This window comes from Siccibacter colletis, from assembly GCF_000696575.1.
In the GTDB taxonomy this organism is placed as follows: domain Bacteria; phylum Pseudomonadota; class Gammaproteobacteria; order Enterobacterales; family Enterobacteriaceae; genus Siccibacter; species Siccibacter colletis.
In genome coordinates this window covers 323,775-337,072 of the sequence record NZ_JMSQ01000006.1, presented here as the reverse complement: position 1 = coordinate 337,072, position 13,298 = coordinate 323,775, and the positions used below count along the sequence as shown (strand labels likewise).

13 protein-coding genes are annotated in these 13,298 nt (G+C 60.4%); 5 read left to right on the top strand and 8 right to left on the bottom strand.

Annotation, left to right across the window (positions count from 1 at the left end):
- Window positions 1-137 precede the first annotated feature (137 nt).
- On the top strand, window positions 138-866 hold the full coding sequence (locus ET34_RS0107265; RefSeq protein ID WP_031520756.1) for a MerR family transcriptional regulator: 729 nt from the start codon (window positions 138-140) through the stop codon (window positions 864-866).
- Between the two features lie 60 nt (window positions 867-926).
- Complete coding sequence (locus tag ET34_RS22475; protein ID WP_031520754.1) at window positions 927-1,037, top strand: protein YohO; 111 nt, start codon at window positions 927-929, stop codon at window positions 1,035-1,037.
- On the opposite strand, the gene ET34_RS0107255 is transcribed toward ET34_RS22475, so the two are convergent.
- The 5 genes from ET34_RS0107255 to bglX form a co-directional block, all read right to left on the bottom strand.
- Entirely contained in the window at window positions 1,015-1,746 is a 732-nt protein-coding gene (locus tag ET34_RS0107255) for an ABC transporter permease (protein ID WP_031520752.1), read from the bottom strand. The two genes, ET34_RS22475 and ET34_RS0107255, sit on opposite strands and share 23 nt — an antisense overlap.
- A complete protein-coding gene (locus tag ET34_RS0107250; protein WP_031520750.1) occupies window positions 1,730-2,686 on the bottom strand; it encodes an ABC transporter ATP-binding protein in 957 nt (318 codons plus the stop codon). The genes ET34_RS0107255 and ET34_RS0107250 overlap by 17 nt, the downstream gene beginning before the upstream one ends.
- A complete protein-coding gene (locus ET34_RS0107245; RefSeq protein ID WP_031520748.1) occupies window positions 2,679-3,836 on the bottom strand; it encodes an ABC transporter permease in 1,158 nt (385 codons plus the stop codon). Before ET34_RS0107245 ends, ET34_RS0107250 begins: the two co-directional genes overlap by 8 nt.
- Window positions 3,837-3,852: 16 nt before the next feature.
- A complete protein-coding gene (gene osmF / locus ET34_RS0107240) occupies window positions 3,853-4,725 on the bottom strand; it encodes a glycine betaine ABC transporter substrate-binding protein OsmF (RefSeq protein WP_152548370.1) in 873 nt (290 codons plus the stop codon).
- A gap of 227 nt (window positions 4,726-4,952) precedes the next feature.
- Window positions 4,953-7,250: a beta-glucosidase BglX gene (gene bglX, locus ET34_RS0107235; protein ID WP_031520745.1), complete on the bottom strand. Its 2,298-nt coding sequence runs from the start codon at window positions 7,248-7,250 to the stop codon at window positions 4,953-4,955.
- A 207-nt stretch (window positions 7,251-7,457) separates the two neighbouring features.
- Here bglX and dld point away from each other — a divergent pair, with 207 nt between their 5' ends.
- Entirely contained in the window at window positions 7,458-9,206 is a 1,749-nt protein-coding gene (dld, locus tag ET34_RS0107230; RefSeq protein ID WP_031520744.1) for a D-lactate dehydrogenase, read from the top strand.
- Between the two features lie 93 nt (window positions 9,207-9,299).
- Entirely contained in the window at window positions 9,300-9,854 is a 555-nt protein-coding gene (locus ET34_RS0107225) for a GNAT family N-acetyltransferase (RefSeq protein WP_031520741.1), read from the top strand.
- Between the two features lie 48 nt (window positions 9,855-9,902).
- On the opposite strand, the gene pbpG is transcribed toward ET34_RS0107225, so the two are convergent.
- Together pbpG and ET34_RS0107215 are read right to left on the bottom strand one after the other, a co-directional pair.
- Window positions 9,903-10,820, bottom strand: a complete 918-nt coding sequence (gene pbpG, locus ET34_RS0107220; protein WP_031520739.1) for a D-alanyl-D-alanine endopeptidase — start codon at window positions 10,818-10,820, stop codon at window positions 9,903-9,905.
- A 174-nt stretch (window positions 10,821-10,994) separates the two neighbouring features.
- Window positions 10,995-11,582: a Yip1 family protein gene (locus ET34_RS0107215; RefSeq protein WP_031520738.1), complete on the bottom strand. Its 588-nt coding sequence runs from the start codon at window positions 11,580-11,582 to the stop codon at window positions 10,995-10,997.
- Between the two features lie 180 nt (window positions 11,583-11,762).
- Here ET34_RS0107215 and ET34_RS0107210 point away from each other — a divergent pair, with 180 nt between their 5' ends.
- Window positions 11,763-12,338: a DedA family protein gene (locus ET34_RS0107210; RefSeq protein WP_031520736.1), complete on the top strand. Its 576-nt coding sequence runs from the start codon at window positions 11,763-11,765 to the stop codon at window positions 12,336-12,338.
- 13 nt (window positions 12,339-12,351) lie between these two features.
- Here ET34_RS0107210 and ET34_RS0107205 read toward each other — a convergent pair whose 3' ends face one another.
- Window positions 12,352-13,125 (bottom strand): SDR family oxidoreductase, encoded by a 774-nt coding sequence (locus ET34_RS0107205; protein ID WP_031520734.1) that lies wholly within the window; start codon window positions 13,123-13,125, stop codon window positions 12,352-12,354.
- Window positions 13,126-13,298 lie beyond the last annotated feature (173 nt).

Genomic DNA, 13,298 nt, shown 5'->3' with positions numbered 1-13,298 from the left:
TATCATTGCGGGCGCGCAGTGTACCATTTTCAGAGCGGAGATGCCGCGCCAGAATCAGTACAAAAGCCGCGTAGCGCTTCCAGGGACGATATATCGCGGCTACAGTTAACAGGGAAAGGTAAGGGCAGAGGAACGAAATGGCATTTTACACAATTGGGGAAGTGGCGGAGTTGTGCAATGTCAACCCGGTTACGCTGCGCGCCTGGCAGCGGCGGTATGGATTACTTAAGCCACAGCGCACCGACGGCGGCCACCGGCTGTTCACCGAAGAGGACATCGAGCGCATCCACGAGATAAAGCGCTGGATTGAAGGTGGCGTGCAGGTCAGTAAAGTGAAAGCCCTGCTCAGCGAGGAAGAGAGTAACCAGCAGAGCGGCTGGCACGAGCACCAGGCGACGCTGATGCACCACCTGCAAAACAGCGGCCCGGGGCAGCTGCGCAAGTGGATTGCGGAAGTGGGCAAGGAACACTCTGTCGCGACGCTGGTGACGCACCTGTATGTGCCGCTGCGCCGTCGCCTGCACGGTCAGCAGGCGACGCTGACCGCGATGCTGAGTCTGCTTGATGGCATTCTGATTGGTCATATTTCGGTGTGCCTGGCGCAGGCGCGCAGAAGAGCTGGCCGCGATGCGCTTATCGTTGGCTGGAATATCACTGATGCTACGCGGCTGTGGCTGGCGGCCTGGTCGGCGCTGGATCAGGGCTGGCGTCCGGAGGTGCTGGCGCACCCGCTGACCCAGCTGCGTCCGGAGATGTTTCCCGGCCAGACGCTGCTCATCTGGTGCGGTGATGACCCCTCCCCCGCGCAGCGTATGCAGATTGAAACCTGGCAGCAGGAAGGGCAGCCGGTCGCGCTGCTTGGCTAAGCGGGTATATTTGACGGCCACTTCGCCGTATAATCCCCCGGTCTGAATAAGGAGCACACCATGAAATTTACCAAAGCCGCGCTGGTTACCGGCATGATCGTAATGGCTATTGGCGGTATCGGCGGCGTGATGCTGGCTGGCTACACCGTTATCCTGCATGCCGGGTCGTAAGCCGTACTAACCGCTCAAAACCACGATCGACAATAATGGCCAGCAATGCCACCAGCAGCGCCCCCTGCATCACATAAGCCGTATTAAATCCGCTCAGGCCGATGATGATCGGCGTCCCGAGCGTGCTGGCCCCCACCGTTGAGGCGATAGTCGCCGTCCCGATGTTGATAATCACCGAGGTTCTCACCCCCGCCAGGATCACCGGGGCGGCCAGCGGCAGCTCGACCTTAACCAGCTGCTGCAGCCGGCTCATGCCCATGCCGGTCGCCACCTCTTTTGCCCCGTCTGGTACCGATGCCAGCCCGGCCAGCGTCCCCTGCACCACCGGCAACAGGCCATAGATTGTCAGGGCAATCAGCGCCGGATCGCGCCCGAACCCCATCACCGGCACCGCTACCGCCAGCACCGCCACCGGGGGAAAGGTCTGTCCGGCCGCCACCACCGTTTCTGCCAGGGTGCGAAACTCGCGTCCCCACGGGCGGGTGACCATAATGCCCAGCGCCATGCCGATAACCACTGCCGCGAAGCTGGAGATGGCTACCAGCTCCAGGTGCGCCAGCGCGAGATTAACAAACGACTCCTGCTGATATACCGGGCGCGGCTGCTGCGGGAACAACCAGGCGAACAGCGCCTCGCTGTGGGGTAGCGCGATCAGCAAGGCGATAAAGGTCGCCGTCAGCCAGAGCAGCGGATCACGGAGCAGGCGCACGGCTCACCTCCGGCACGTCCGCCAGCAGATCGCGGAAGTGCAGCACGCCGCACGGTTCGCCCTGGGCTGATACCACCGGCAGCGCATCACACTGGCGCTCGACAAAGTGCGACAGCGCTTCGCGCAGCGTCAGGTGCGCCATCACCCCTTCGCCGTCGAGCCGTTCGTGAGGACGCAGATACTCCCCGACGGTACGCAGAGAGAGCAGCCGCACGCCCAGCTCGCTGCGACCAAAGAAGTCGCGCACAAAAGCATTTTCCGGGTGCGTCAGCAGCTGCAGCGGCGTGCCCTGCTGCACCACGCGCCCGTTATCCATCAGCACCAGGTGGTCCGCCAGCTGCAGCGCCTCGTCGATATCGTGAGTCACCAGAATTATGGTGCGGCCCAGCAGGCGGTGGATGCGCCGCATCTCCTGCTGAAGCGCCGCCCGCGTCACCGGATCGAGCGCACCGAACGGTTCATCCATCAGCAGCACTTCCGGGTCGGCGGCCAGCGCCCTGGCCACGCCGACGCGCTGCTGCTGCCCGCCGGACAGCTCATGGGGAAAGCGGCTGCGGAACTGCGCCGGGTCAAGCCCGAGCAGCGCCAGCAGTTCATCGACGCGCTCAGCAATGCGCCCCTTCGGCCATTTCAACAGCGACGGCACCGTGGCGATGTTCTGCGCCACCGTCCAGTGAGGGAACAGGCCGATGGACTGGATGGCATAGCCCATGCGGCGGCGCAGCGCCTGAAGCGGATAGTCGCGGATCGGTTTTCCCGACAGCAGAATGCGCCCGCTGTCATGCTCCACCAGCCGGTTGATCATCTTCAGGGTGGTGGATTTTCCCGAGCCGGAGGTGCCGATCAGCACCGAGAACGCCCCTTCCTTAAACTGCAGCGAGACGTTATCCACCGCCGCCGCGCCGCCATAAATTTTACTTACCTGGTCAAATTCAATCATGGTGCTTTGCCTCCAGCGCGGCGATAGCAAGATTAAACAGCGCATCCATTATTACCGCGAGCGCAATCACCGGGATGACACCCAGCAGCACCAGATCGAGCGCGCTGCTGAGCAATCCCTGAAACACCAGCGCGCCAAAACCGCCAGCGCCAATCAGCGCCGCGATCACCGCCATGCCTACCGTCTGGATCGCCACCACCCGCAGGCTACGCAGCAGAACCGGCAGCGCCAGCGGCACCTGGGCTTTGAAGAAAATCTGGCGCGATGACATGCCCATCGCCCGGGCGCTCTCCAGCACCTCGCGCGGCACCTGCCCCAGGCCCGCCACCACGCCGCGTACCAGCGGCAACAGCGCGTAGAGCACCAGCGCAATCAGCGCCGGGGCCAGCCCGATGCCCGAAATGCCCCACTGCCCCAGCAGCGGCAACGCGCTGGCCAGCCCGGAAAGCGGCACCATCAGTAGCCCAAACAACGCCACCGACGGCACGGTCTGAATCACGTTCAGCACGGCAAAAACCGGTGCCTGGGAGGCGGGACGACGGTGGCACCACAGGCCGACAGCAATCCCGATCGCCAGCGCCGGGACCAGCGTTCCGAACAGCAGCGTCAGGTGCTGCCCCACCGCATCATTGAACACGTCCTGACGGTTGCTGTACTCCCTGAGCAGCGACAGCGCATCAAACCCGCCGCTGAGCAGCAGCGCGAGAGGTATAAGCAGTAACTGGAGATTAAGCAGCACGCGGACCAGCGCCGTTTTGAACAGCCGCTGCGCCGCATCACTGAACATCAGCAGGATCATCGCCAGCATCAGCCACAGCCCGCTGCCTACCGACACCCGCGCCAGTGCCCCGCTGTCAGCGATAAGCTGGCGGGCCGCATCGCCGCTGCGCCACATCAGCAGCGCAAACAGCGCTTCGCTGAGCAGCAACGTTGCCGCCAGGGCTTTGCGCCCCGGAACAAAAGCCAGCACTACCAGCGCTGCCCAAAGCAGTGCCGGCTGCCAGAATGCAGCAGCCGCAAGATCGCTTACATGAACCGGGGAGCCTGACACCAGACGGTTCGGTGCCAGCGACAGAAACGGCAACAGGGCGGCGGCAGCCATTACAAGTAACAGCAGCAGCACCACCCGATTGTGACATCGTATCAACACGCAACCATCCTTTGGCTTACTTCACAAACCCTTTCTGCTTCAGGTAATCCGCCGCTACCTTTTTCGCGTCCAGCCCTTCCACCGCGATGCTGGCGTTAAGCTGCTGGAGCGTTTTTTCATCGAGGCTGGCGAATACCGGCTTCAGCCAGCTTTCCAGCTGCGGATACTGTTTGAGCACCGCCTCACGCACCACCGGCGTCGGAGCGTAGATCGGCTGTACGCCTTTCGGATCGGTCAGGGTTTGCAGACCCAGCGCCGCCACCGGGCCATCGGTGCCGTAAGCCATCGCAGCATTCACGCCGGAGGTTTGCTGTGCCGCGGCTTTGATGGTGACCGCGGTATCGCCCCCGGCCAGTGACAGCGTCTGGTTCTGATTGAGCTTAAAGCCGTAGGCCTTCTCGAAGGCAGGCAGCGCATCGGCACGCTCGATAAATTCAGCGGAGGCCGCCAGTTTGAACTCGCCGCCCTCTTTCAGATAGCGCCCGAGATCGTCGAGCGAGGTCAGATTATTTTTCTTGGCAAGATCCTGGCGCACCGCGATGGTCCAGGTGTTATTGGCCGGAGCCGGGGTAAGCCACACCAGCTTGTTCTGCTCAGCGTCGAGCTTTTTCACTTTCTCGTAGCCCTGCTGCGCGTTCTTCCACGCCGCGTCGTTCTCGTCTTTAAAGAAGAACGCGCCGTTGCCGGTGTATTCCGGGTAAATATCCAGCTCGCCGGAGGTGATCGCCCCGCGCACTACCGGCGTGGTACCGAGCTGCACTTTATTGATCGTTTTGACGTCATGGCTCTCAAGTACCTGCAGAATAATATTGCCGAGCAGCGCCCCTTCGGTATCGATTTTAGAACCCACTTTTACCGGATCCGCCGCCTGTGCCGTGCCTGCTACCATCAGCCCCGCAAACAGCGGCGCAAGTTTCCACACTGGAATAGTCATCATCGTTCCTCGTTATTTCCCGACCCGGTTCATGGGCTTACGAAAAAGCGTAGTCGATAATCAGGCGAGACGCTCTGCCCCCTGTTGTAAAGACGCAAGCAGGTGCGCACTCCCATCGCGCTGCTGCTTTCCCAACACCCATAAAAAAAGGCCGGTTATCCGGCCTTTTTTGTTTTTTACAGTTACTGCAGTTCAAACTCGCCCTGCTTCACCCGCGCGGAGTCGAGGCCGATAAAGACGTTAAACGTGCCAGGCTCGGCGTCGTATTTCATCCGCTGGTTCCAGAACTTCAGCGCTTCAACGTCAATCGGGAAGCTGACGGTCTGGGTTTCGCCCGGCTTGAGCATCACCTTATCAAACCCTCGCAGCTGCTTCACCGGACGGCTGACCGAGGCGGTCACGTCCTGGAGATACATCTGCACCACGGTTTCCCCGGCGCGTTTCCCGGTGTTGGTCACGTCGACGCTGGCGGTGACCTTGCCGTCACGTTTCATGGTCGGCGACGACAGTTTCACGTCCGACACGGTGAAGGTGGTGTAGCTCAGACCGAAACCGAACGGATAGAGCGGGCCATTGGCTTCATCGAAGTAGCGCGAGGTGTATTTGTTCGGTTTTTCCGGGTTGTACGGGCGACCGGTATTGAGATGGCTGTAGTACACCGGGATCTGCCCGACCGAGCGCGGGAAGGAGATCGGCAGTTTGCCGGACGGGTTGTAGTCACCAAACAGCACGTCGGCGATGGCGTTCCCGCCTTCGGTACCGGCATACCAGGTTTCCAGCAGCGCATCGGCCTGCTGATCCTCTTTCACCAGCGCCAGCGGACGCCCGTTCATCAGCACCAGCACCAGCGGCTTGCCGGTAGCTTTCAGCGCGGCGATCAGGTCGCGCTGGCTCTGAGGAAGGATCAGATCGGTACGGCTGGAGGCCTCATGTGCCATCCCCTGAGCTTCACCCACCGCCGCGACCACAACGTCGGCGTTTTTGGCAGCGGCTACCGCTTCATCAATCATCGCCTGCGGAGTGCGTTTATCCACCACCACTGCCGGTTCATACTGGTTCAGGAAATCGACGATGCCTTTGTCATCGGTAACGTTAGCGCCTTTGGCATAGACGATCTTCGCGTTATCACCGACGGCATTTTTGATGCCGGTGAGCAGCGTCACCGACTGATCGGCGACGCCGGCGGCTGACCAGCTGCCCATGATATCGCGCTTGCTGTCAGCCAGCGGCCCTACTACGGCAATGGTACCGGATTTTTTCAGCGGCAGCGTTTCCAGACGGTTTTTCAGCAGCACCAGACTTTCACGCGCCACCTTGCGCGCCTCGTCGCGGTGCAGGCGGCTCTCAGCATTGGTGTCCTGCGGGTCACTCTCTTTCGCCCCCAGGTGGCTGTACGGGTCGTTGAACAGGCCCATGTCATATTTGACGTTCAGTACGTGGCGCGCCGCGTCGTCCAGCTCCGCCATTGTCACCTTGCCGCTCTTGATAAGCCCCGGCAGATACTTGCTGTAATACTCATCGGCCATGCTCATATCGACGCCGGCTTTAATTGCCACGCGCACCGCGTCTTCCGGATCGGCGGCGGTGCCGTGCTTGATCAGCTCTTTAATGGCACCGTGATCGGAGATGGTGATGCCCTTGAAGCCCCAGTCGCCACGCAGCAGATCTTTCAGCAGCCAGGAATCAGACGCGGCCGGAGCACCGTTCAGCGAGTTCAGAGCCATCATCACCCCGCCGCTGCCCGCATCCAGCGCCTCTTTGTACGGCGGCATATAGTCGTTGAACAGGCGCTGCGCGCTCATATCAACGGTGTTGTACTCCTTCCCGCCCTCAACTGCACCGTAGGCGGCGAAGTGCTTCACGCTGGTCATCACCGAGTAGCGATCCGCCGGGCTTTTGCCCTGCATTGACTCCACCATAGTTTTGCCCATCTGGCTGGTCAGGAAGGTGTCTTCGCCAAAGCCTTCAGAGATACGACCCCAGCGCGCGTCGCGCGAGACGTCAACCATGGGCGCCCAGGTCATATTCAGCCCGTCATCCGCCGCCTCGTAAGCCGAGACGCGCCCGACGGTTTTCACCGCGTCGAGATTGAACGACGATGCCAGACCGAGGCTAATCGGGAACACGGTACGCTGACCGTGCACCACGTCATAGGCGAAGAACAGAGGAATTTTCAGGCGGCTGAGCTGCATCACCTGATCCTGCATGGCGCGGATGTCCTGACGAGTGACGGTGTTGAAAATTGCCCCCACCTGCCCTTCTTTGATCATGTCGCGGATCGCCTCTTTCGGGTTATCCGGGCCGACGCTTATCAGGCGCAGCTGGCCGATTTTTTCATCGACCGTCATTTTCGTGAGGAGATCCGCAACGAAGGCATCCCGCGCTTCGGGGGTTAACGGACGATCGCCGGACGGGTCAGCAGCCAGGGCAGGTTGCAGCGCAAGGCTGACAGCGACACCTACAGAACAGAGCCATTTCATGTAGTAATTCTCTCGGTTAGACGGTCTGATAATGTGAGTCTGCTCGTAAGAGCATGAAGATAAGCACGCAGTGTGCCATAAGCGTAAACGGGTAAGAAGCGTCACGCCACGCCTGTTCTCTGATTTTTCTGCGATTTATCCCGTTCGCTTTGGCGCCTGAGGGCTATGATTAAAGACGTTATTTCCGCCTGACCACAAGGAGTGGACATGTCCCGTACCCTACAAACTACGCTGATAAACGAACTCACCCGGCTGGTGGGCAGCCAGCACCTGCTCACCGACCCGGAAAAAACCGCGCGCTACCGCAAGGGCTTTCGTTCCGGTCAGGGCGATGCTGCCGCCGTGGTGTTTCCCGGCTCGCTGCTGGAGCTCTGGCGCGTACTCAACGCCTGCGTGGCGGCGGATGCCATCATTCTGATGCAGGCTGCCAATACCGGGCTGACCGAAGGCTCTACGCCTAACGGCAACGACTATGATCGCGAGATCGTCATCATCAGCACCCGCCGCCTCGATAAGCTCCAGCTGCTGAACGACGGAAAACAGGTGCTGGCCTTCCCCGGCACCACGCTTTATCAACTGGAAAAAGCGCTCAAGCCGCTGGGGCGCGAGCCGCACTCGGTGATTGGCTCCTCGTGCATCGGGGCGTCGGTTATCGGCGGGATCTGCAACAACTCCGGCGGTTCGCTGGTGCAGCGCGGCCCGGCTTACACCGAAATGGCGCTCTATGCACGCATCGACGAGCAGGGAAAACTGCATCTGGTGAACCACCTGGGTATCGATCTGGGTGCCACGCCGGAGCAGATCCTCTCCACGCTGGATGATGAGCGCCTGAAGCCAGGCCAGGTACGTCACGATGGCCGTCTGGCGTCGGATCACGATTACGTTTCCCGCGTGCGCGACGTGGATGCGGATACCCCGGCACGCTTTAATGCCGATCCGGATCGCCTGTTTGAAGCTTCGGGCTGCGCCGGGAAACTGGCAGTGTTTGCCGTACGCCTCGATACCTTTGTCGCCGAAAAGCGCCAGGAGGTGTTTTACATCGGCACCAACGACCCGGCGGTGCTGACGAACATTCGCCGCCATATTCTGGCCAACTTCGCAACCCTGCCGGTGGCCGGGGAGTATATGCACCGCGACATCTACGACATCGCCGAGCGCTACGGGAAAGACACCTTCCTGATGATCGACAAGCTCGGCACCGACAAGATGCCGTTGTTCTTCAACATCAAAGGCCGTACCGATGCGATGCTGGAGAAGGTGCGCTTCTTCCGCCCTAATTTCACCGACCGGGCGATGCAGAAGCTGGGGAATATTTTCCCGAGCCATCTGCCGCCGCGCATGAAAAGCTGGCGCGAAAAGTATGAGCACCATCTGCTGCTGAAAATGGCCGGAGAGGGTATCGCTGAAGCCCAGGCCTGGCTGTCGGAGTACTTTAAAACCGCCGACGGGGACTTCTTCGCCTGCACCCCAGAGGAAGGTAGCAAAGCGTTCCTGCACCGTTTCGCCGCGGCGGGGGCTGCGGTGCGCTATCACGCGGTGCATCACGACGAGGTGGAGGACATCCTCGCGCTCGATATCGCCCTGCGCCGCAACGATACCGACTGGTTCGAAACCCTGCCGCCGGAGATCGACAGCCAGCTGGTGCACAAGCTCTATTACGGGCATTTCATGTGTCACGTGTTCCACCAGGATTACATCGTGAAAAAAGGCGTGGACGTGCATGCCCTGAAAGAACAGATGCTGGCGCTGCTGCACGAACGCGGGGCGCAATACCCGGCGGAACACAACGTCGGGCATCTTTACCAGGCCCCCCCGGCGCTGGCGCAGTTTTATCGCGAAAATGACCCTACCAACAGCATGAACCCCGGTATCGGCAAGACCAGTAAGCGCAAATACTGGGGCGATACGCTGCCGGACCAGGCTACGCCCGGAGCAGAACAAGAAATCATTCGCTAACAGGCTGTTCGGCACGCGAACTCCGTACTACATTATCCGCATCTTGCCGAAGATATATTCTTCGGCTTTTTTGATAATGACAGGAATCTCGCTATGTCCGTAGTCGAAGTGCTGCCGCTGGCAGATATTGAAATACGCGATGCCAAATCGGACGACAGCACCGCCATTGCCACCATCTATACCTGGCACGTTCTGCATGGCCGCGCCTCGTTTGAAGAAGTTCCGCCAACCGCAGAGCAAATGGCGGAACGGATGCAGGCGGTTCAGGCGCAGGGGCTGCCCTGGCTGGTGGCGATGTACCGCGGCATTCTGGTGGGATATTGCTATGCAGACAGCTATCGCCCGCGTCAGGCGTACCGTTATACCCTGGAAGAGTCTATCTACGTGGATGCCAGCATGACGGGACGGGGCATCGGCAGTGGATTGCTGATGGCGCTGATCGCCCGCTGCGAGGCGGGGCCGTGGCGTCAGCTGCTGGCGGTGATTGGCGACGGGGATAACAACCCCGCGTCGCTGCGTCTGCACAAGCAACTGGGTTTCGTGAAGGCCGGGCAGTTGCGCAGCGTCGGTTACAAGATGGGCGCCTGGCGCGACACCATCATCATGCAGCGCCCGCTGAATGACGGCGACTGGACGCTGCCGGAGTAGCTCAGGCATAACGCACCCTCTCTTTTCAGAGAGGGTACGGTAAAAACATTACTCCACGCTCGCCATCTGCGCCGCTTTCTGGCGCTTATAGCTCAACGCTGACGCCGGCACCGGCGTCACCTTCCCGGTTTCAATCCAGGTCCGTAGCCGGCTCGCGTCGGCAAAATGGGTGTACTTCCCGAACGCATCCATCACCACCAGCGCCACCGGGCGATTATTGATCAGGGTGCGCATCACCAGGCAGTGGCCTGCCGCATTGGTAAAGCCGGTTTTGGTCAGCTGAATATTCCAGTTATCGCGGTACACCAGATGGTTGGTGTTACGGAACGGCAGGGTGTACGCCGGGCTGGAGAAGGTCGCCATCTCCTCGCGGGTGGTGCTGAGCTGGCCGATGAGCGGATACTGCTTGCTGGCGATCAGCAGCTTCGTCAGGTCCCGGGCGGTGGAGACGTTCTGAATCGACAGCCCCGTCGGTTCAACGAAGCGCGTATGGGTCATGCCCAGCGCTTTCGCTTTGGCGTTCATGGCGCGGATAAACGCGTCATACCCGCCGGGATAATGGTGCGCGAGGCTCGCGGCGGCGCGGTTCTCAGAGGACATCAGCGCCAGCAGCAGCATGTTTTTGCGGCTGATCTCGCTGTTGAGACGCACGCGGGAGTATATCCCTTTCATCTCTGGCGTATGGCTGATGTCCACCTTCAGCTTCTCATCGAGCGGCAGGCTGGCGTCCAGCACCACCATTGCCGTCATCACTTTGGTGATGGAGGCTATCGGGCGCACCAGATCGGGGTGGCTGGAAAAGATCACCTTGTTGGTTTCAAGATCGACGATCATCGCACTCCCGGAGGCGATTTCCGGCTGGGAGGGCTGAACAACGGGCGTGGTTTTGGCTACGGCCTGTGGCAGCGCGGGCACGGCCATAAACAGGGCAAGGCTAAGCAGAGAAAAACGGATAGTTTTCGGCATGGCGGTCATTCTGTCGATTATTCATGTGCGTGATGGCGCACACCGCATCCGTCAGTACGCTGAATAACGGAGCTGGCGCCGGCATGATACTCCGGCGTCCTGCTCTGTCGCTACTGGAGAATCGTGACGAAACACTGCAATGCGGGGGCGCGGCAGCCCGCTCCCCCGCGACATTCAGAATAGACGATATCCGTAGCCCCACAAGATCACCGACAGCGCCAGCAGCACCTCAAGCAGCAGCACGCCAATCGCAAGGGTAGAGCTGGAGAAGCTCATCCCCTCTTCGCGGTCAATGTTCAGGAAGGTCGGAATGCCGACGTAAAGCAGATAGCCGGTGTAAAACAGCGCGGCGGTACCCACCAGTGCGCACAGCCACACCAGCGGCCAGAGCGCCACCACACCGCTCAAGAACAGCGGCGTCGCCACGTAGCCGGCAAACACCATGCAGCGCGCCAGGGTTGGACGCTGCGGATAGCGACGCGCCATCCACCAGATTATCCGCCCCATCACCGCCACACCGGCCAGCATCAGGGCGTAGAACAGCACTGCCAGATAAAACCCGGTAAACAACGAGAGCTTAACGACGTTGCCCTCGCCGAAGTCCCAGCCAATCTGCGTAGTGCCGATAAAGGCGCAGATCACCGGTACGGCGGCCATGATCAGCACATGGTGGGTGTAGTGGTAGGTTACGGATTCATTTTCGCGCTTGATAGACTGCATTTCGCGATCGGGATGGGAGAAGAGTCCCCAGACGTGGTTCATATAACCCCCTTCAGGTGGTCATGTATAAAAGCGCGTCAGGACCAGCCCGCCGCGACCTGTCCTCTCAAGTATACGTCAGATTCTGATTATTTTTTGCCCACCTCGTCGCGCCCCGGTCACCCGCTCAGGCGTCAGGGTGTATGCTGAAAAGAAATATGAACAGGGAGATACATTAGTCTGGTGGATATTAATCAACTGATTTCGCAGTACGGGTACGCGGCGCTGCTCATCGGCAGCGTAGCGGAGGGAGAAACCATCACCTTGCTGGGCGGAGTGGCGGCGCATCAGGGACTGCTGCGTTTCCCGCTGGTGGTGCTGGCGGTGGCGCTGGGTGGCATGATCGGCGATCAGCTGCTCTATCTGGTCGGGCGCCATTTTGGCGAGCGCATTCTTCAGCACCGGCGGCTCCAGCGCCATCAGCACAAAATCGATCGCGCCAGAACGCTGATTACCCGCCACCCGTGGTTGTTCGTCATCGGTACGCGTTTTATGTACGGTTTTCGCATTATCGGGCCGATTATTATCGGTGCCAGCCGCCTGCCGCCGCGCGTGTTCCTGCCGCTTAATATCCTCGGGGCCGTGGTCTGGGCGACGCTGTTTACCACCCTGGGCTATGTGGGTGGGGAAGTGATCGCGCCGTGGCTGCACGCGCTCGATCAGCATCTGAAACACCTGGTGTGGGTAGTCGGGGCGGTGATACTCGTCTGGCTGGTGCGATTTGCGCTGCGGCGCTGGAAAGCAAAGCGCCAGCCGTAGCTGGCGCGTGCGCTTAACGCTGGGCGTTGAACTGCGGGTTGGCAAGCATAAAGCCGCCGTCAACGATAAAGGATTGCCCGGTGGTGTAGCTGGCCCCTTCGCCAGCCAGCCAGGCGACCAGGCTGGCAATTTCAAAGGTTTCCCCCGGACGCGCCATCGGCACAATCGGCAGCGAGCCGGGTTTGGCATCACCTTCGTCCATGTCGTTCATCGGCGTGGCAATCGCTCCCGGTGCGACGGCGTTCACCAGAATGCCGTGCTCCACCAGCTCCAGCGCCATCGACTTGGTCAGCCCGCCGAGAGCATGTTTCGCGGCAGTATAGGCGCTCGCTTCCGGCAGCGGGGTATGCTCATGCACGGAGGTAATGTTGATGATGCGTCCGCCCTGCCCCTGCTTCACCATCGCTTTTGCAGCAATCTGCGAAACCAGGAACGCGCCGTCCACGTCCACAGTGAATATCTTGCGCCAGTCGTCAAACGCCAGCTCAAGGAACGGCGCTTTCGACATCGCGCCGGCGTTATTCACCAGCACGTCGATCCGCCCGAAGCGATCGATCAGGGTCTGAATCGCCTGCGCGCCCTCCGGCAGGTGACCGAGGTCGAGCTGGATCATCTCTGCCCGGCGGCCCAGGGCTTCAACGTCCTGCGCGGTCTCCCTCGCCCCCTCGTCGTCCGAGTGCCAGGTGATGCCGATATCAAACCCCTGCTCCGCCAGCAGCAGCGCGCATTTTTTGCCGATGCCTGAATCGGATGCGGTAACAATTGCCACTTTGTTTCCAGAACTCATCTTGACCTCCGTGGTGTGCGATTAAGCGCTAAGTATAGGCGGTGGGGATTAAGCAACCGTAAATATGGGAAAAGCCCGGTGCTGACGCGTCGTTTAATTGCCGTTTAGCAATCGGGGAGGAAATCCGATGCAGAGCGTCTACACTTTTCATAACGTAAACAAGACATTCGCGC